This window comes from Streptomyces colonosanans (genome assembly GCF_001866645.1).
Taxonomy (GTDB): domain Bacteria; phylum Actinomycetota; class Actinomycetes; order Streptomycetales; family Streptomycetaceae; genus Streptomyces; species Streptomyces colonosanans.
This window is the reverse complement of sequence record NZ_MLYP01000057.1, coordinates 45,097-62,849: the sequence shown is the minus strand read 5'-3', so window position 1 is coordinate 62,849 and position 17,753 is coordinate 45,097. Positions and strand designations below refer to the sequence as shown.

18 protein-coding genes are annotated in these 17,753 nt (G+C 70.8%); 10 read left to right on the top strand and 8 right to left on the bottom strand.

The genetic code is table 11. From position 1 onward, the window contains the following. Window positions 1–176: 176 nt before the first annotated feature. From BIV24_RS21665 to BIV24_RS21655, 3 genes are read right to left on the bottom strand one after another with little or no spacing between them, the layout of a single operon-like run. A complete protein-coding gene (locus tag BIV24_RS21665; RefSeq protein WP_071368053.1) occupies window positions 177–1,001 on the bottom strand; it encodes a rod shape-determining protein in 825 nt (274 codons plus the stop codon). Then, a complete protein-coding gene (locus BIV24_RS21660) occupies window positions 998–1,372 on the bottom strand; it encodes a TraR/DksA family transcriptional regulator (RefSeq protein WP_071368052.1) in 375 nt (124 codons plus the stop codon). Before BIV24_RS21660 ends, BIV24_RS21665 begins: the two co-directional genes overlap by 4 nt. A 59-nt stretch (window positions 1,373–1,431) precedes the next feature. Then, window positions 1,432–1,758 (bottom strand): TraR/DksA C4-type zinc finger protein, encoded by a 327-nt coding sequence (locus BIV24_RS21655; RefSeq protein ID WP_071368051.1) that lies wholly within the window; start codon window positions 1,756–1,758, stop codon window positions 1,432–1,434. A 443-nt stretch (window positions 1,759–2,201) separates the two neighbouring features. Between BIV24_RS21655 and BIV24_RS21650 the strand changes: the two genes are divergently transcribed. From BIV24_RS21650 to BIV24_RS21630, 5 genes are all read left to right on the top strand, one after another. Continuing rightward, window positions 2,202–3,155: a HAMP domain-containing sensor histidine kinase gene (locus BIV24_RS21650; RefSeq protein WP_071368050.1), complete on the top strand. Its 954-nt coding sequence runs from the start codon at window positions 2,202–2,204 to the stop codon at window positions 3,153–3,155. Between the two features lie 2 nt (window positions 3,156–3,157). Further along, the gene (locus BIV24_RS21645) at window positions 3,158–3,817 is read left to right on the top strand and encodes a response regulator (protein WP_245766886.1); all 660 of its coding nucleotides are present in this window, start codon (window positions 3,158–3,160) and stop codon (window positions 3,815–3,817) included. A 4-nt stretch (window positions 3,818–3,821) separates the two neighbouring features. After that, a complete protein-coding gene (locus tag BIV24_RS21640) occupies window positions 3,822–4,229 on the top strand; it encodes a hypothetical protein (protein ID WP_143064642.1) in 408 nt (135 codons plus the stop codon). A gap of 65 nt (window positions 4,230–4,294) precedes the next feature. After that, on the top strand, window positions 4,295–6,559 hold the full coding sequence (gene secD, locus BIV24_RS21635) for a protein translocase subunit SecD (protein ID WP_071368047.1): 2,265 nt from the start codon (window positions 4,295–4,297) through the stop codon (window positions 6,557–6,559). Window positions 6,560–6,909: 350 nt separating this feature from the next. Next, complete coding sequence (locus BIV24_RS21630) at window positions 6,910–7,905, top strand: Acg family FMN-binding oxidoreductase (protein WP_071368046.1); 996 nt, start codon at window positions 6,910–6,912, stop codon at window positions 7,903–7,905. A 211-nt stretch (window positions 7,906–8,116) separates the two neighbouring features. Here BIV24_RS21630 and BIV24_RS21625 read toward each other — a convergent pair whose 3' ends face one another. Next, window positions 8,117–9,850, bottom strand: coding sequence for a sensor histidine kinase (locus BIV24_RS21625; RefSeq protein ID WP_245766885.1), 1,734 nt, complete (start codon window positions 9,848–9,850; stop codon window positions 8,117–8,119). Window positions 9,851–10,082: 232 nt separating this feature from the next. Here BIV24_RS21625 and ppk2 point away from each other — a divergent pair, with 232 nt between their 5' ends. From ppk2 to argG, 5 genes are all read left to right on the top strand, one after another. Then, window positions 10,083–10,889 (top strand): polyphosphate kinase 2, encoded by an 807-nt coding sequence (ppk2, locus tag BIV24_RS21620; RefSeq protein ID WP_071368045.1) that lies wholly within the window; start codon window positions 10,083–10,085, stop codon window positions 10,887–10,889. A gap of 99 nt (window positions 10,890–10,988) precedes the next feature. After that, window positions 10,989–11,765: a polysaccharide deacetylase family protein gene (locus BIV24_RS21615; RefSeq protein ID WP_079168429.1), complete on the top strand. Its 777-nt coding sequence runs from the start codon at window positions 10,989–10,991 to the stop codon at window positions 11,763–11,765. A gap of 57 nt (window positions 11,766–11,822) precedes the next feature. Continuing rightward, complete coding sequence (locus BIV24_RS21610; protein WP_071368043.1) at window positions 11,823–12,275, top strand: SRPBCC family protein; 453 nt, start codon at window positions 11,823–11,825, stop codon at window positions 12,273–12,275. A gap of 11 nt (window positions 12,276–12,286) precedes the next feature. Then, window positions 12,287–12,934, top strand: coding sequence for a class I SAM-dependent DNA methyltransferase (locus tag BIV24_RS21605; RefSeq protein ID WP_071368042.1), 648 nt, complete (start codon window positions 12,287–12,289; stop codon window positions 12,932–12,934). A 219-nt stretch (window positions 12,935–13,153) separates the two neighbouring features. Then, window positions 13,154–14,599, top strand: coding sequence for an argininosuccinate synthase (gene argG, locus BIV24_RS21600; protein ID WP_071368041.1), 1,446 nt, complete (start codon window positions 13,154–13,156; stop codon window positions 14,597–14,599). A 107-nt stretch (window positions 14,600–14,706) separates the two neighbouring features. Here the strand turns inward: argG and BIV24_RS21595 are convergent, their stop codons facing one another. The 4 genes from BIV24_RS21595 to tgmA form a co-directional block, all read right to left on the bottom strand. After that, a complete protein-coding gene (locus tag BIV24_RS21595) occupies window positions 14,707–15,030 on the bottom strand; it encodes a MazG-like family protein (protein WP_071368040.1) in 324 nt (107 codons plus the stop codon). A gap of 61 nt (window positions 15,031–15,091) precedes the next feature. Further along, window positions 15,092–16,210 carry an ATP-grasp peptide maturase system methyltransferase gene (gene tgmC / locus BIV24_RS21590; protein ID WP_245766884.1) on the bottom strand — a complete coding sequence of 373 codons (1,119 nt, stop codon included), beginning with the start codon at window positions 16,208–16,210 and terminating at the stop codon, window positions 15,092–15,094. After that, on the bottom strand, window positions 16,207–17,154 hold the full coding sequence (gene tgmB / locus BIV24_RS21585; RefSeq protein WP_071368039.1) for an ATP-grasp ribosomal peptide maturase: 948 nt from the start codon (window positions 17,152–17,154) through the stop codon (window positions 16,207–16,209). The genes tgmC and tgmB overlap by 4 nt, the downstream gene beginning before the upstream one ends. Next, window positions 17,151–17,444 (bottom strand): putative ATP-grasp-modified RiPP, encoded by a 294-nt coding sequence (gene tgmA, locus BIV24_RS21580; RefSeq protein ID WP_071368038.1) that lies wholly within the window; start codon window positions 17,442–17,444, stop codon window positions 17,151–17,153. Before tgmA ends, tgmB begins: the two co-directional genes overlap by 4 nt. Window positions 17,445–17,753 lie beyond the last annotated feature (309 nt).

The window sequence follows — 17,753 nt, the reverse complement described above, 5'->3', positions numbered from 1 at the left end:
GGTTCACCGGCTCGCGACGCCCGGCACGGCACTCCCCCAAGCTCTTCGAGCAGGGGGGACCCCCACGCCGCGTTGTCGCATCACCCGAGTACATCCAGTACGCGGGTGATGCTCCGCCTTGCGATGTACCGCACCGGACGCCGCGAGCTTTCCGGCAAACCTTTCCGGTCACAGCACTAGCCGGAGTGCAGAACGGTGGGGACCGTACCGCTGGTCGAGGGGTGGGTGTGAGCGGCTTCGAGAAGTTTGGCGGCGCCTCGCACGGCAGCGGTGTGCGGGGCCGGCGCGGGCCTGGCAGGGGCGTGCAGCCGGCCGTTGAGACCGTAGGTGATCTCGGGACGCAGCGCGCCCCCGCCGGCCAGGAGCACACCGCGCCGCAGGGCGTCGAGCGTGAGCGAGGTGCGGTCCTGCCGCAGCATGGTGGTCACCATGCCGACGACGGCGTCGGTGATCTGCGTGTGCGTGGTGGTGTCGTCGAGGTCGCCGGTGCCCAGACAGGTACGGCGTGCGTCGGCGACCGCGCCGTCCGACAGGAGGACCACCTCGGTGACGTGCGCGCCGAGGTCCACGACGAGCAGGGGATGCGACAGGTCCGCGCGCGCGGCGGCGGCGACGGCCCGGGCGGCGGGCACGGTCAGCACACTGCGCGGCCGCAGCACCTCCAGTGCGGAGCGCACCTCGTTCCGGTAGGCGACACCGTCCAGCACCGGCGTGGTCACGATGACCAGGGGGCGGCTGGAGCGGGGCAGGCGGTGGGCGAGCAGGCCTTCGAGCATCCGGGCCGTGGCCGGGGTGTCGACGACGGCGCCGCGCCGGACGGGGTGAACGGCGCCGGTGTCCGGGGGCGTCACCGTGGGGACGTCGAGGATCAGCCCCCGGCCGGCCACCCAGGCGCGGGTGCGGGCGCCGCCCAGGTCGAGGGCGACGCCGCTGCACTGCCGGCACTGGGGCCACGGCCTGTGCCGGCCGGGGGTGGGGAGGGAGTGAGGTGCCGTGGTCACCGGCCGGCCTCCCTGACCTGCTGGCAGCGGGCGCAGTAGCGGGCCTGCGGCACGACCATCAGACGGTCGCGTGATATGCGGTGCCGGCACAGGTGGCAGGCGCCGTAGCGGCCCTCCTCCATGCGCTCGAGAGCTGCCTCGACATCGCTGAGGACCATACGGGCGGAGGCGGCGAGCTTGACGGTCACCTCGAGCTGCGCCGCGTCCTGCCGCCCGGGCAGGTCGCCCTCGCCGGTCGCGGCGGTGGCCGCGATCTGCTGCAGTTGCTCCCGGCGGAACAGTCGCTGCTCGTGCAGGATTTCGCGGAGCGCGGCGAGGTCCTCGGCGGACAGGACCGTGGTGCGGTCGCCGATGATCTGCTTGTTCACCACTTCACCTCTTGAGCGGCGCGGGGTACGAGGGCTGGATACGAGGGCTGGACGGGCGGTGCTCAGGCGGCGCGGCGCCGGCACGAGACGCAGTAGCGCGTGTAGGGCAGGATCTCCAGGCGCTCCGCCGGGACGGGCCGGGAGCAGCCCAGACAGGTGCCGTACGTGCCGTCCTGGACACGGGCGAGGGCTTCGTCGATCTCCTTGAGCACCTCCTCGATGGCGCCCTTCTGGGTGGCCATGAGGTCGTCCTCGGCGGAACGTCCGCTCTCGCTGAGGGCCTGCAGCTGGGTCAGTCGTGCGTTGCGGGCGTGTTCGAGACGCTGGCGGGTCTCGTGGGCGGTCGGACGCTCGGGGCTCGGTTCGGTCCGGGGCGTTTCGAGCGGCATGGCGGATCCTTTTCTGCACACGGGGTCGGTGTGTGCGTCGTGGGCAGGGCTACGGGACCGTCAGGGCCTGTGCCGGACATCCCGTCGTCCGCCCGAAGGGCGAGCCACGCGACGCCCGGCACAGGCTCTGGCCGTCCGGCTACCGTGGAGGCGGCGGGACAGGCTGATCGGCTCCGCCTCCACTCTGGTCGATCCGGCGCGGATTACCCATCGGTCGCAGCACCCATCTGCCGGGGGCCGAGGGATCCATCCGAGGGTCGGATGGGGTCGGCGCGCTCCCGGAAATGGGGGACAGGTCCCATCGACCCGGCGACGGTCGACGGGCAGGCTGTCCGAAGGCTCGGTCGCAACCAGTGGCCGCAGCTCGATTCCGGGGTGCGCGTCGGCCGGCCGCGATGACCGGCAGTGAAGCAGACCGTGCAAGGAAAGGAAGGCGTACCCCGGTGTCCCTGTTCTGGCGGATCTTCGGGCTCAATGCGGTGGTGCTGGGCACGGCCACCGCGCTGCTGTTGTGGGCCCCGGTGACCGTCTCCGTTCCCGTCGTGCTGACCGAGGCGGTCATCCTGGTGGGCGGTCTGGTCATCATGCTGGTCGCCAACGCGGCCCTGCTGCGGTTCGGTCTGGCCCCGCTGGACCGGCTCGCCCGGCTCATGACGACCGTCGACCTGCTGCGTCCCGGTCAGCGGCTGCCGGCCGGCGGGCACGGCGAGGTCGCCGAGGTGATCCGGACCTTCAACGCCATGCTCGAGCGGCTGGAGGCCGAACGGGCCGCGAGCAGCGCCCGCGTCCTGCTCGCGCAGGAGGCCGAGCGGCGCCGTATCGCCCAGGAGTTGCACGACGAGGTCGGCCAGAGCATGACCGCGATCCTGCTGTCGCTCAAGCGGTCGGCGGACGAGGCGGACGAACCGCTGCGCGGCGAGCTCCAGCAGGTTCAGGAGATCACCCGGGGGAGCCTGGACGAGGTCCGCCGGCTGGTTCGCCGGCTGCGCCCGGGCGTCCTGGACGATCTCGGCCTCGTCAGCGCGCTGATCTCGCTCACCACGGATTTCGCCGCCCACACCGGACTACGCGTGCTGCGCCACTTCGATGCCGACCTGCCCGCGCTGGAACCGGAGGCGGAGCTGGTGCTCTACCGGGTCACGCAGGAGAGCCTGACAAACGTCGCCCGGCACGCGGACGCCGAACGCGTCGAAGTGAGCCTGCGTCACGCCGACGGCACGGTGGTCCTCGCCGTCTGTGACGACGGCCGCGGAATGGCGGCCTCGTGCGAGGGCGCCGGGATCCGCGGCATGCGCGAACGGGCCCTGCTCATCGGAGCCACACTCGACATCACCCCCGCACCCCGAACCGGTACCCAGATCCGGCTGACCGTGCCCGCCGTCAGGAAGCAGTCGTGACCATGCCCGACCCGTCCAAGATCCGTATCCTTCTGGCCGACGACCATGCGCTGGTGCGTCGCGGGGTGCGGCTCATCCTCGACCGGGAGCCGGACCTGGAGGTGGTCGCCGAGGCCGGTGACGGTGCGGAGGCCATCGAGATGGCCCGCAGCCACGACATCGACCTCGCTGTCCTCGACATCGCCATGCCCCGTCTGACCGGTCTGCAGGCCACCCGCGAACTGGCCGCGCTGAAACCGGGCCTGCGCATCCTGATGCTGACGATGCACGACAACGAGCAGTACTTCTTCCAGGCGCTCAAGGCCGGCGCCTGCGGCTACGTCCTGAAGTCCGTCGCCGACCGCGACCTGGTCGCCGCCTGCCGGGCCGCGATGCGCGACGAGCCCTTCCTCTACCCGGGGGCGGTCACCGCCCTGATCCGCAACTACCTCGACCGCGTCCGTCACGGCGAAGAGGCCCCCGACCAGATCGTGACGGCCCGCGAGGAGGAGGTCCTCAAGCTCGTCGCCGAGGGCCACTCCTCCAAGGAGATCGCCGAGATCCTGGTCATCAGCATCAAGACCGTCCAGCGGCACCGGGCGAACCTGCTGCACAAGCTCGGTCTGCGCAACCGTCTGGAACTCACCCGCTACGCCATCCGCGCAGGCCTCATCGAGCCCTGACCCGATGAACGAGGCTTCGCGCACCCGACGCATGTGCGCGGCGGCGACCGCCGCACTGGTCGCCGCCCTGCTGACGCTCGTCACCGCGTTCGCCGTGGCCGGCGCACCGGTACGGCACGCTCCCGCCGACCCGGCGCCGAGCCGAGCGGCCGCGGTCGCGGCCGCCCACCACACCGGCCCCTTGGCCGACGACGCGTGCCTCACCACCTGCACCGCCCGGGCCAGAGCCCTCCGCACCCCCCTCGGCGAGCGCACGACACCTCCCGGTGACCTCGCCATCCTCCCCCTGAGCACCAGCGCCGTCCGGGCGCAGCCCCCGCGGGCACCACCGTCGTCCGAACATCCGCCGCTCACCACGCGGCACACCCCGTGTGACCGCGGGCGGGCACCACCCGCGCCTTCCAGCATCTGACATCCCCTTTTCCCTTTCTGCCGCCGCGCCCGCCGCGGCTGTGGTGTGCCTGCTGGAGGCCCCTGTTGACCCGCTCACTCCGGGTGAGAGCGCTGTTCGCCCTCTCCGTGATCGCCCTATCGCTGTACATAGCCGTCACCGTGCCGGTCCGCCTCGGACTCGATCTGCGGGGTGGTACCCAGATCGTGCTGGAGACCCGCTCCACCCCCACGGTCACCGCCGACGCCGAGGCCACCGACCGCGCCGTGGAAGTGCTGCGCGGCCGTATCGACGCGCTCGGCGTCGCCGAACCCACCATCGTCCGCTCCGGCGGCAACCGGATCATCGTCGAACTGCCCGGGGTGCAGGATCCGAAGAAGGCGGCCGACGTCCTCGGCCGAACCGCTCAGCTCACCTTCCACCAGGTGCTGGGCGCGGCCGACAGCGCCGACGACACCGGCCGACCGGAACCGAAACGCCCCGGGGAACGCGTCCTCGCCGACGAGTCCGGTCAGCGGCTGCGCCTTCAGGACGCCGCGCTGACCGGTAAGGACGTCAAGGGCGCCGACGCCCAATTCGACCAGCAGGGCGGTGCCGGATGGCATGTCGCCCTCGACTTCAAGGGCGCCGGCCGCGACGGGTGGGCCCGGCTGACCGGGGAGGCCGCCTGTCACCCGGCGGGAGACCCCACCCGCCGGGTCGCCATCGTGCTGGACGACACCGTCATCTCCTCGCCCCAGGTCGACCCGTCCGTCGCCTGCCGGTCCGGTATCTCCGGGGGCTCCACCCAGATCACCGGCTCCTTCGGTGACACGGAGGCCCGCGAACTGGCCCTGCTCATCAACGGCGGAGCACTGCCCGTGCCGGTCGAGACCGTCGAACAGCGCACCGTAGGCCCCACCCTGGGCGCGCAGGCCATCGAGGCAAGCACCTGGGCCGCCGCCATCGGCACCATCCTGACCTCGCTGTTCATCATCGGCGTCTACCGGTTCATGGGCGTCCTGGCCACGGTGGCCCTGGCCTGCTACGGCCTCATCTCCTACGCCGCCCTGGCCGCTCTCGGCGCCACGCTGACCCTGCCGGGCCTGGCCGGCTTCGTCCTGGCGATCGGCATGGCCGTGGACGCCAACGTGCTCGTCTTCGAACGCGCCCGCGAGGAGTACGCCACCCGCCATCGCCCCACCCCGCGCTCGGCTCTGGCGGCCGGATTCCGCAACGCCTTCAGCGCGATCGCCGACTCCAACATCACCACGCTGATCGCGGCCGCACTGCTGTTCTTCCTGGCCTCCGGGCCCGTACGCGGCTTCGGTGTCACCCTCGGCATCGGTGTCCTCGCCTCCATGGTCAGCGCGCTGGTGATCACCCGGGTGCTCGCCGAGTACGCCGCGGCCCGCCCCGGTGTCCGCCGCCGCCCCCGCATCACCGGCATCGCACACACCGGCGCTGTCCGCGACCACCTCATGCGCCGCGCCCCGGACCTGATGCGGTATCCGCGCCGCTGGCTGGCCGCCTCCGCCGCCGTCCTCGTCCTGGCGGCCTCGGGCATCGCGGTCCGCGGCCTGGACTTCGGTGTCGAGTTCACCGGCGGCCGTCTCATCGAGTACTCCACCACGACCCCCGTCGACCCCGAGCGCGCACGCACGGCCCTCACCGACGCCGGATTCCCCCGCGCCGTCGTCCAGTCCTCCGGCGACAGGGGCCTGACCGTGCGCACCGACCGGCTGACCGATGCCGAGGAGGCCACCGTCACCGACGCCGTGCGCGGCCTCGGCGGCACGACGGAGAAGGTCCGCGACGAGCGGATCGGGCCCAGCCTCGGCAAGGAACTGCGCCAGGGCGCCCTGATCGCCCTCGCCGTGGCCCTCGGTGCCCAACTCCTCTATCTCGCGGCTCGGTTCCGCTGGATGTTCGGCACCGCCGCGGTCGTCGCCCTGACCCACGACGTGCTCATCCTCACCGGCATCTTCGCCTGGCTCGGCAAACCCGTCGACGGGCTGTTCCTCGCCGCCGTCCTCACGGTCATCGGCTACTCGGTCAACGACTCCGTCGTCGTCTTCGACCGCATCCGGGAACTGTGGCGGCGCGAGCACAAGACGCCCCTGGCACGTGTCACGAACCAGGCGGTCCTGCAGACGCTGCCCCGGACCGTCAACACCGGCATGGGCGCGGCGTTCATCCTCACCGCCCTGGCCCTGCTCGGCGGGGACTCGCTCACCGACTTCGCCCTCGCCCTGCTCATCGGCCTCGCGGTCGGCACCTACTCCTCCGTGTTCACCGCCGCCCCGGTGGCCATCGAACTCCATCGCCACCACGGCCCGGCGCACCGGCCCCGCCGCGCATCGAAGACATGACGGGGAGGTGACATCACCGCCGGCACGCATCGGCTGCGACGCACCTGACGGCTTTCAAGCCCTCTCGGGTGCGCCGCGAAGGGCCCAATGGCCCCCGTACGGGGACCGGTTGGCCGACGCTGCCGAGGCGCCCGGGGAGGCATGCTGACGGTGATCGAACCGGAGGTACTCGCGTGGACGACCGCACTCAGCGCCGACCCGGTCCTGTCCCCCGTCCCGGCCAGGGCAGGCGCGTGGTGGTGCGGCCGATGCCATCCGGTCAGGTCACCGTCCGGCCGCCCGCCACGTCAGCCCTGACCCTCGGGCGGCCGGATGCACGGCCCCGCTGTGTGCCCGATGAAGGAGCCGTCATGCAGACGCCTGAAGTCGATGCGGCTGCGCTGGAGACCCTGCTGTCAGCAGCGGTCGCGGCGCCGTCGATCCACAACACGCAGCCCTGGCGGTTCGGCATGGACCCGCTCACCCGGGCGATCGAGGTGCGCGCCGACCGCAGACGTCCGCTGCCGCTGGCCGATCCGGAACGGCGCGCCCTGCACATGTCCGTGGGCGCCGCCGTCTTCAATCTGCGAGTGGCCGCAGCGCATCTGGGCTGGGGTCCCGTCGTACACCTGCTCCCCGATCGCGGTGATCCGGATCTGCTGGCCACCGTGCACCTGACCGCCCTCGAGCCGGGTGGGCGGCCGTCGTACCGCGCTCTGTACGAGGCCGTCGAGCGGCGCCACACCAGCCGTATGCCCTTCACCGGCCGGCCGGTGCCGGAGCCCATCACGACGGAGATGATCACGGCCGCCCGGGGCGAGCACGCGCACCTGGACGTCCCCGACATCGTCGGCACCCGGCGTCTGCTGCGTCTGACCGGCGCCGCCGAGACACGCAACGCCGGCCACCCGGCCCGTACCGCCGAGGCCCGTGCCTGGATCAGCACGCCCGGCGACAAGGACCCCTACGGGATCCCGGTCACCGCGCTGGGCCCGCTGGAGGCGGCCGGGCGGATGCCGATGCGGGACTTCACCGGTCAGGTGCCCGGTATGCGCCTGCCCGCCCTGCGCTTCGAACGCCATGCGCAGGTGGCCCTGTTGTGGACCGCGCGTGACCGCCCGGAGGACTGGCTGCGGGCGGGCCAGGCGCTGGAGCGGGTCCTGCTGGTGGCCACGGTGCACGGGGTGCGCACCTCGATGCTGCACCAGGCCATGGAGTGGCCGGACCTGAGGGCGGCCGTCGGCAGCCCGAGGCGACGCTGCTTCCCCCAACTGCTGATCCGTTTCGGCTACGGCCCCGAGGGCGGCCGCACACCGCGTGCCGCCGCGCGCCTCACGGCCGACCGGTGCGGGGCCGGCGTCCCCTGACCGCCGTCCGGCACCGGAATGCGCCGGACGGTGGTGAGCGGCGACCTTACGACCTGGGGAGCAACAGGGAGCAGCGTCGCGGCGCCCGGTGCGGCCGCTCACGGCGTTGCCGAAACGTCCTGGTAGCTCCGCCACGAGGACCTTCCGGCGCCTTGCGATCGACCGCACCGGACGCCGCTCCTTCACCCACTCCCTATTGCTCCCCAGGTCGTCAGGACGCTGCGGGCAGCGGGACGACCCACTCCACCACGGTGCCGCTCGGCTTGTTCGAGGCCAGGGTGAAGGTGCCGCCCAGTTCCTCGGCCCGCCTTCTCAGGTTGCCCAGACCGCTGCGGCGGGTGACGGTGGGATCGATCCCCCGGCCGTCGTCGGCCACCCACAGGCGCAGGGCCGTACCGGACGCCTCGACGCTCACGTCGACCGCGGCGGCATGGGCGTGCCGGGCCGTGTTGGACAGGGCCTCACCGAGCACGGCCAGCAGATGGGCGGCGTGCTCGGCGGGCACCATGGTGTCCAGCAGGCCGGTCATGCGCAGCGCCGGGGTGAAGCCGAGCGACTCGGCCGCCCGGTCAGTGGCCGTCACCAGCCGGGCGCGCAGCCCGCTGCCCCGGGCCCGGTCGCTCTCCCGCAGGGCGTAGATCGTGGAGCGGACCACCTTGATCGTGTCGTCCAGGTCGTCCACGACCCGCTGGATCCGCTCGCCCACCTGGGGCCGGTCGGCGACCCGGCCCAGCGTGGACTGCAGGGACAGGGCCCCGGCGAACAGCCGCTGGATGACCAGGTCGTGAAGATCGCGAGCGATCCGGTCGCGGTCCCGGAGGACCAGCATGCGTTCCGCGTCCCGCCGGTGCTCGGCGACGTCCAGGGTCAGGGCCGCCTGGTTGCCGAACCCGGTGATCATGTCGACGACCTCTTCCGGGAAGACCGGGCCGCCGGGCACGTTCGCCACCAGCAGCACGCCGCGGACATGGTCGCGTGTGCCGAGCGGCACGAGGAAGGCCGGTCCCAGCTCCACCACCGAGGCGCTGCCGCCCTCGGCGCGTGGGTCCGCGCTGACGGCCTCGCTGATGATCGTCTCCCCGGACGCGAAGACCTTCGCGGCCAGGTTGGTGACGGGCAGCACCAGGCCGCGTAGCGCTTCGGCCCGCTTCCCGGACGCGACCTCGACGACCAGTTCACCGCTGTCGCCGACCGGCAGCGCCAGGGTGACCAGGTCCGCGCGGGCCAGTTCCCGCACGGTGCCGGCGACGGACTCCAGGACTTCGGCGGGGTCCCCGCCCGACAGCAGACCACGGGTCAGCTCGTCACTCGCCGCCAGCCACCGCTGCTTGCGCCGGGCGTCGTCGTACAGCCGGGCGTTGTCGATCGCCACGCCGGCCGCCGCGGCGAGCGTGCGCAGCACCGCCTCGTCATCGGCGTCGAACTCCGCGGCCCCCTTCTTGTTGGTCAGATACAGGTTGCCGAACATCTGGTCGCGCACCCGGATCGGGGCGCCGAGGAAGCTGGTCATCGGCGGGTGCCCCGGCGGGAAGCCCGCGGACGCCGGATGTTCCGCCAGGTTCGCCAGCCGCAACGGCTCCGGGTGCCGGATGAGCAGGCCGAGGATGCCCTCGCCGCGCGGATAGTGTCCGATCCGGGCGATGGTGCCCTCGTCCATGCCGACCGTGACGAACTGCTTGATCGTGCCGTCCTCGCCGAGTACCCCGAGCGCCCCGTACCGGGCGTCGACCAGGGTGGCCGCGGATTCCACGATGCGGTGCAGCACCACCCCCAGGTCCAGGTCGGAACCGACGGCCAGCACCGCGTCCAGCAGGGGGCGCATCCTGTCCCGGGCCGCCCGCACCTGCTGGACCTGCTCCTGCAGGCCGTCCAGCAACTCGTCCAGCCGCAGCTGCGGAGACGCCCCGGGGGTCCCATCGTGCCGACCCTGCCCGCGCTCGCTCACCACGGCTCCTTTACCTCTCTCCGACCTTGACCCATTCAGGATGCCCGACGCCCCGCGCTCCTTCGACGCCGCCCTTGCGGCACGGCCGGAGTCGGCCCCGGTCAGCGGCCGTCCGGGGTGCGCGGCCCCTCGCTGATCAGTACGGTGCTGGTGTCCGGCCGTGGACGGGTACGAGCGTGGCCGGACGCGACGTCCGTTGGTCATCGACTGGTCATCGACGCGGGGAGGCGACATGGCCGGCAAGAAGGCGGCGGCGACACTGCCGCGCAAGGTGTACGAGCGGGAACTGCTCCGCCTGCAGACGGAGTTGGTGAAGCTGCAGGAATGGGTGCGGTCGACGGGCGCCCGGCTGGTGGTCGTCTTCGAAGGACGGGACGCGGCGGGCAAGGGCAGCACGATCAAGCGGGTCACGGAGCATCTCAGTCCGCGCGTGGCCCGGATCGCGGCACTGCCCACGCCGACCGAGCGCGAACGTACCCAGTGGTACTTCCAGCGGTACATCGAGCATCTGCCCGCCGCCGGGGAGATCGTGCTGTTCGACCGCAGCTGGTACAACCGGGCCGGTGTCGAGCACGTGATGGGCTTCTGCACGAAGGAGGAGCACCAGCGCTTCCTGCGCCAGTGCCCGATCTTCGAACGGATGCTGGTGGAGGACGGAATCCTGCTGCGCAAGTACTGGTTCTCGGTGAGCGACGCCGTGCAGCAGGAGCGTTTCCACCGGCGCCTGGCGGACCCGGTGCGGCGCTGGAAGCTGTCGCGGATGGACCTGGAGTCGATCACCCGCTGGGAGGCGTACTCCCGGGCCAAGGACCAGATGCTGGTGCACACCGACATCTCCGAGGCGCCGTGGTACGTCGTGGAGAGTGACGACAAGCGCCGGGCGCGGCTGAACATGATCGCCCACCTGCTGGGGTCCGTGCCCTACCACGAGGTGCAGCCGCCGGTGCTGGAGTTGCCGCCGCGCCCGCCGGCGACCGGCTACGAGCGCCCGCCACGCGATCTGCAGACCTACGTCCCCGACCATGCAGCAAACCTCTGAACCGGTTACGGCACGCGCACCCAGGACGCCGGTCAAGCGGGTCTGAGCAGCACTTTCGACTCTGCATGCCATGTACACGCGGCATGTAGAGTCACGATCATGTTTTCGACGGGGAAGATGATCAAACGTGCGGCCGGGTTGCCTGCCGCGGCCCTTCTGTTCACGACCGCCTTCACGCTCTCGGGGTGCACGACCCTCCACACCACCGCGCCCGCCACCGTCCGCGCGCACCCCGCGGCGGGCGCACCGGCCCGGTTCGGGACCGTGGACTGCCGTCAGGCCAAGTGCATCGCACTGACCTTCGACGCCGGACCCAGCGAGAACTCGGCACAGCTGCTCGACATCCTCAAGGAGAAGCAGGTCCCGGCCACGTTCTTCCTGCTCGGCAAGCGGCACATCGAGAAGTACCCGGAGCTGGTGCAGCGGATGGCCGCCGAGGGACATGAAGTGGCCAGCCACACCTGGGACCACAAGATACTCACCGAGATATCAGAGCAGCAGATACGCGAGGAACTGAAGAAGCCGGACGAGGCGATAGAGAAGCTCACCGGGCGCAAGCCCACACTGATGCGCCCGCCCCAGGGGCGTACGAACGACACCGTGCACCGGATCTCCCGCGAGCAGGGGCTCGCCGAGGTGCTGTGGAGCGTCACCGCCAAGGACTACACGACGGACGACCCCGAGCTGATCCGCAAGCGGGTGCTGGAGCAGGCGTCCCGGGACGGGATCATCCTGCTCCACGACATCTATTCGGGCACCGTGCCGTCGGTGCCCGGAATCATCGACTCGCTCAAGGAGCGGGGGTACGTCTTCGTCACCGTGCCCCAGCTGCTGGCACCGGGGAAGGTCGAACCCGGTACGGTCTACCGTCCCTGACACATCGTCAGTCCCGCTTTGCCGCAGGGGGGACGTCCGCCGCGTACGATCCCCCTGATGGTCCTCTTCAGCCTCGAACGCCTCGCCCCACTCGCCGCCGACCAGGCGTGGCTACGGCTCACGGACTGGCCGCGCCACGCGGACGTGGTGCCGCTGACCCGGGTCACGGTCCTCACCCCGCCACCGACGGGAGTGGGCACGCTGTTCGTGGCCCGCACCGGCATCGGACCGCTCGCCTTCGACGACCCGATGGAGGTGGTCGCCTGGCAGCCGCCGACACGCTGCCGCCTGGTCAAACGCGGCGGTTTCGTCACGGGCTGGGCGGAGATCGAGGTGCGTCCCGACGACACGGGGCACGCGCGCGTGGTGTGGCGGGAGGAGCTGGCCGTACGCCCGCTGCCGAAATTCTTCGACCAGCCGCTCGGCTGGGTGGCGCGGTGGATGTTCGGGCGGGCGGTCGACGGGCTGCTGTGGCGGAATCCGGACCGCGGTGTCGGTGGCGGCGTCTAGGGTACGGCCCCATGACCGAGACCTCGCATCTGCAGATCACCAGGACGTCGTACGACACCGTGGCCGTCGACTACGAGCGGCTGCTGCGGGACAACTTGGCCACGAACACCTTCGACCGGGCCATGTTGGGCGCGTTCGCCGAGCGGGTGCTGGGCGGCGGGGGCGGGCCGGTCGGCGATCTCGGATGCGGACCGGGGCGGGTGACCACGTATCTGGACAAGCTGGGTCTTGACGCCTTCGGGATCGACCTGTCGCCGGAGATGATCGCCGTGGCCCGGAAGACCCACCCCGGGCTGCGGTTCGAGGTGGGGACGATGACCGGCCTGGACATCCCGGACGGCACGCTCGCCGGAGCCCTCGCCTGGTACTCCACCGTGCACACCCCGCCGCACGAACTGTCCGTACTCTTCACCGAGTTCCACCGCGTACTGGCGCCGGGCGGTCATCTGCTGCTCGCGTTCAAGGCGGGCGACGAGTGCGTGCACCTGGAGCACGCCTACGGCCACGACCTGTCCCTCGACGTCCACCGCTTCCCGCCGGACCTGGTCGCCGACCTGCTGGGGCGGGCCGGTTTCGAGGAGGTCGCCCGGCTCGTACGCGCGGCGGAGGAGCGGGAGGCCACCCCGCAGGCGTACGTCATCGTCCGCAAGCCTGTCTGACCTCGCGCCCCTGGACTTCGCATGCGCAAGAGATTGAGCTGCAGCCCTCTCCGGGGCGTCTCGGCTCCCGCCAGCCGCAGGTGACGGGAGCCGAGATGTTGCCTGTTGGGGCACCAGGACGCCATTCAGCCCCTGCCCGTCATTCGGCCGGCACCCACGAAAGGGTCACATCGCAAGACACGCTTTGCATGGCCATGCGTTGTTATGCATACTCTTTCTATGTCCAAGGTTCTCACCTCCCTGCCCGCCGGGGAGCGCATCGGCATCGCCTTCTCGGGTGGCCTCGACACGTCGGTCGCGGTCGCATGGATGCGCGACAAGGGTGCCGTCCCGTGCACCTACACCGCCGACATCGGCCAGTACGACGAGCCCGACATCGCCTCGGTGCCCGGCCGTGCGACGACATACGGTGCCGAGATCGCACGTCTGGTCGACTGCCGTGCGGCGCTGGTCGAGGAGGGTCTGGCCGCGCTCGCCTGCGGGGCGTTCCACATCCGCTCGGGCGGCCGTGCCTACTTCAACACCACGCCCCTCGGCCGCGCCGTCACGGGCACCCTCCTGGTCCGGGCGATGCTCGAGGACGATGTGCAGATCTGGGGTGACGGCTCGACCTTCAAGGGCAACGACATCGAGCGGTTCTACCGGTACGGCCTGCTCGCCAACCCCCACCTGCGGATCTACAAGCCCTGGCTGGACGCGGACTTCGTGACCGAACTCGGCGGCCGCAAGGAAATGTCGGAGTGGCTTCTCGCCCACGACCTGCCCTACCGCGACAGCACGGAGAAGGCGTACTCCACCGACGCCAACATCTGGGGCGCCACCCACGAGGCCAAGACCCTGGAGCACCTGGACAACGGCGTGGAGACCGTGGAACCGATCATGGGCGTGCGGTTCTGGGACCCCTCGGTCGAGATCCTCACCGAGGACGTGACGATCGGTTTCGAGCAGGGCCGCCCGGTGACGGTCAACGGCAAGGAGTTCCCCTCCCCCGTCGACCTGGTCATGGAGGCCAACGCCATCGGCGGCCGGCACGGCATGGGCATGTCCGACCAGATCGAGAACCGGATCATCGAGGCCAAGAGCCGCGGCATCTACGAAGCGCCCGGCATGGCCCTGCTGCACGCCGCGTACGAGCGCCTGGTCAACGCGATCCACAACGAGGACACCCTCGCCCACTACCACAACGAGGGCCGGCGCCTCGGTCGGCTGATGTACGAGGGCCGCTGGCTGGACCCGCAGGCGCTGATGGTGCGCGAGTCGCTGCAGCGCTGGGTGGGCGCGGCCGTCACCGGCGAGGTGACGCTTCGGCTGCGGCGCGGCGAGGACTACTCGATCCTCGACACCACAGGCCCGGCGTTCAGCTACCACCCGGACAAGCTGTCCATGGAGCGCACCGAGGACTCGGCGTTCGGCCCGGTGGACCGGATCGGCCAGCTCACCATGCGCAATCTCGACATCGCCGACTCGCGCACCAAGCTGGAGCAGTACGCCGGGCTCGGCCTGATCGGCACCGCCAATCCCGCCATCGGTGCCGCCCAGGCGGCCGCGACCGGGCTGATCGGCAGCCTGCCGGAGGGCGGCGCCGAGGCCATCGCCTCCCGCGGCGAGGTCTCCGGTGACGACGAGTTGCTCGACCGCGCCGCGATGGAGTCCGGCACGGACTGACCGAACCCGACACAGCGGCCCCGGCCATCCGCGATAAAGCGGACGGCCGGGGCCGCGGCACACTCAGCAACCGGCCCGCTCCGACCCGTCCACGCGACCCTCCCTCATCACCCGGGCATCACACGGCGGACGAGGTGGTCCAGGTGCTCACTGAGCGCTCTCTCCGGGTCCGGCGTGCAGGTCGACAGCGCGACCATGGCCGTCACGATGACGTCGCACAGCTCCTTGTTGACGTCATCCCAGGTGTGGGAGGCGCCCTTGCGGGGGTTGGCACCGAGCGCGCCGTGGACGGCCTCGGCGACCTCGCCGAACTCCTCGCCGATCTTGAGTACGCGCAGCAGGCGCACCGTGTCCCGGTTCGCCGCGTCATCCGCGTTCTCGTCCAGCCAGTTCCGCAGCCAGGCGACGCGGTCCCAGTCGCGTGCGTCCATCAGGGTTCTCCTCGCTCGTTGACAGGTGGTCCGACCAGCCAAGCAATGCGGACCAGCGGGCTTACCAGCGAATGACCTGCCCTTGCGGGCTGACGTGGACGGTGAACTTTTCGAGCGCCGGTGCGCCGTCGGTGCGCCAGCGGCTGAGCCGGTCCTCGACGGCGTCCCAAAGGGCTTCCGGACCGTCCTGACGGACGACCCAGCGGTCATTCACCTCATAGAGCGCAGCCCACGAGCCGGACTCGACGTCGATCAACACGTCTTCGACATGCCCGTCCTGCTGAAGGGTGAGGCGCTGAGCGCGCGGCGCGGCGCTCTGCACGACGAAGCGGGATGTCCAGTTGCTGAGGACGTCGGCTCCGATGGCGGCCTCGCGTTCCTTGCCCGCGCTCAGGTCGGGGAGTAGGCCGAGCGGGGGTGGCAGCTGCGGGCGCGCGAGCATGAAGCTGGCCCCGCCGCCCAGCAGCGGACCGGATGCCGTGCCGTCCTCGTGGACCGTCAGGCGGGCAAGCTCTGATGAGCCGAGCCAGCCGCCGACGGTCGCAAGGATCAGTCCGCCGGGGCGGGTCTGCTCGATCCAGTCCGGGGGAATCGTGCGCACGCCGCAGGTGGCGATCACGCGGTCGTACGGTGCCCCTTCCGGGTAGCCGAGCAGTCCGTCTCCGCTGATGAGGGTGGGATACCTCCCGACCCGGGCGAGGGCTGTCCGCGCCCGCGACGCCACGTCCTCGTCGTACTCGATCGAAGTGACCTGGCCGTCGCCAAGCCGTGCGCAGAGCACCGCGGTCGAGTACCCGGTGCCGGTCCCGATCTCCAGCACCGTCGACTCCGGCTCGGCCTCGAGTTCCTCCAGCATGCGCAGCACGAGTGACGGCAGTGTGCTGGAGCTGGTCGGCTGGCGCATGATCTCGCCGCGGATGTCCGTCGGCACGACGGTGCCGGCGATCTGGGTCACCAACGACTGGTCCTGGTAGCAGCCTTCGAGCCATCCGTCGCCGTCCTCCAGGACCGGGGACCAGGCCGAGGGCACAGCGCCGGCGACTGGACGGAAGAACCCGCCTCGCATGAACTCGTGCCGGGGGACCCTTTCGACGGCGCGCTTCCACGGCTCGGTGCGCAGGCTGCCGTTCGCCGTCATGTCCTCGATGAGCTTGTTGCGGAGCTGTACTTCGTCGGTCACGTCTTCCTCTCCAACAGGTCGGCCAGGGCCGCGCACATCGGCAGACCTGTCTCAGGCTCCAGCCAGTACCACTGGCCCGAGGGGTTGCACTCCAAGAACCACCATCGCCCGTCTTCGCCGACACAGAAATCGAAAGCGCCGAAGACGAGCCCGAAGTGGGCCAGGTATCGGCGCAGCGCCGTTTCGATCCCCGGCGGCGGCACTACGGGGGTGTAGTGCAACCGGTCGTAGTCGGTACGCCAGTCCAGAAGATCGGAGTCGATACGGACGCAGAACACCTGTGAGCCGATGACGGTGACACGGACGTCGGCCGTCTTGCGCACGCGTACTTGGAACAGGTGCGCAGTGCCCGCCACGCTTTCGTCGATGTCCTCGGCGGCCACCTCGGTGACCTTGACGGCGGAGGAGACGCCGTCGATGCGGTACACCGGATTGGACAGGGGCTTGTGGATGACCGAGCCGTGCCGCTTGACGAAGGCCCTGGCGGCATCGGGACCCGAGGTGATCAGTGTGGGCGGCACGTCGAAGCCCGCCTCCACCGCCGCAGCCAGTCCGGACGGCTTGAACTCCGCGTCCCCAATGCGGTGTGGGTGGTTGACGTACAGGCAGTCGGGCAGTGAAGCCAACACACCGCCGAGTCCGTACCTGGCCTGGGTGACGGCGAACCGCGCATCCTGCTCGCTCAGGTGCGGGAACGCGAACCCCGTCGGGCGGCGGTAGTACAGGGACCGGACGTTGGCCAGGTCGGCGGTGCGGGACGGTGTGAGGAGGCGCCCCCGAACGCCGTGCGGGGTGATCTCTGTCTCAACCGACAGTGATGCGGGGAAGTCCCCGGAGTCGAGCCGCACGACCGGGATGTCCCGGCCGTGCAACTCGCGGATCACCACGTCGGCGGTGGGGTCGTGCAGGCTGGTGACGACCAGCACCGGACGCGGGTCACTCACTGGTCGCTGTCACTCCCTGTGTCGCTGTCCTGGGTGGTGCCGTTGCCGTCAGGGCTGGTACCCGTGGACGGGGTCGTTCCGGTGCTGGTGCCGTGGCCGGGCATCTCCATGACCTGGCCAGCCTTGTCGAAGAACACAGCGGTCTGAGTGTCCGGGTCCAACACGGCCGCGGCGTAACCGGGCGCCATCGTGGGATAGGGCGCCATTCGGTTCACGCCCCATGGGGGCGGGGTGACGATTCCCTGAGGGATCGCCGGACTCGTGGGCAGACGGTCAGAGTGGGCGTACATACCTCTCCTTTGTGTTGCTGTCGTCGGTACCCGCCTGATCGACGGGTACGGTCCAGGTTTGAAACCGTCCGGTGCTGGGGCCTCGCAGGGGACAACGTGACCCCAGCACCGTTTTCCGCCCGTGCCGACTGCCTGCCGTGTGTCATCGGGCGGAGCTTGTAAGTGACCTGACCAGCCGCGCGGCCGTCCTTCCGTCTTCACCACGCGGGGGTCTTCAGAGTCACGCCCACGGACGTGGTGTACGGCGGCTGTTGGCCGGTAGGGGGATCCGCGGACGTGACACATCTTCCGGATGTGTCACACTCCAAC

Coding starts and splice junctions, on each gene's coding strand:
- BIV24_RS21610 (WP_071368043.1), top strand. CDS start 11,823: ATGGTCCTCTTCAGCCTCGAACGCCTCGCCCCACTCGCCGCCGACCAG.
- BIV24_RS21640 (WP_143064642.1), top strand. CDS start 3,822: ATGAACGAGGCTTCGCGCACCCGACGCATGTGCGCGGCGGCGACCGCC.
- BIV24_RS21645 (WP_245766886.1), top strand. CDS start 3,158: ATGCCCGACCCGTCCAAGATCCGTATCCTTCTGGCCGACGACCATGCG.
- BIV24_RS21655 (WP_071368051.1), bottom strand. CDS start 1,758: ATGCCGCTCGAAACGCCCCGGACCGAACCGAGCCCCGAGCGTCCGACC.
- BIV24_RS21615 (WP_079168429.1), top strand. CDS start 10,989: ATGTTTTCGACGGGGAAGATGATCAAACGTGCGGCCGGGTTGCCTGCC.
- argG (WP_071368041.1), top strand. CDS start 13,154: ATGTCCAAGGTTCTCACCTCCCTGCCCGCCGGGGAGCGCATCGGCATC.
- BIV24_RS21595 (WP_071368040.1), bottom strand. CDS start 15,030: ATGGACGCACGCGACTGGGACCGCGTCGCCTGGCTGCGGAACTGGCTG.
- ppk2 (WP_071368045.1), top strand. CDS start 10,083: ATGGCCGGCAAGAAGGCGGCGGCGACACTGCCGCGCAAGGTGTACGAG.
- BIV24_RS21605 (WP_071368042.1), top strand. CDS start 12,287: ATGACCGAGACCTCGCATCTGCAGATCACCAGGACGTCGTACGACACC.
- BIV24_RS21630 (WP_071368046.1), top strand. CDS start 6,910: ATGCAGACGCCTGAAGTCGATGCGGCTGCGCTGGAGACCCTGCTGTCA.
- tgmA (WP_071368038.1), bottom strand. CDS start 17,444: ATGTACGCCCACTCTGACCGTCTGCCCACGAGTCCGGCGATCCCTCAG.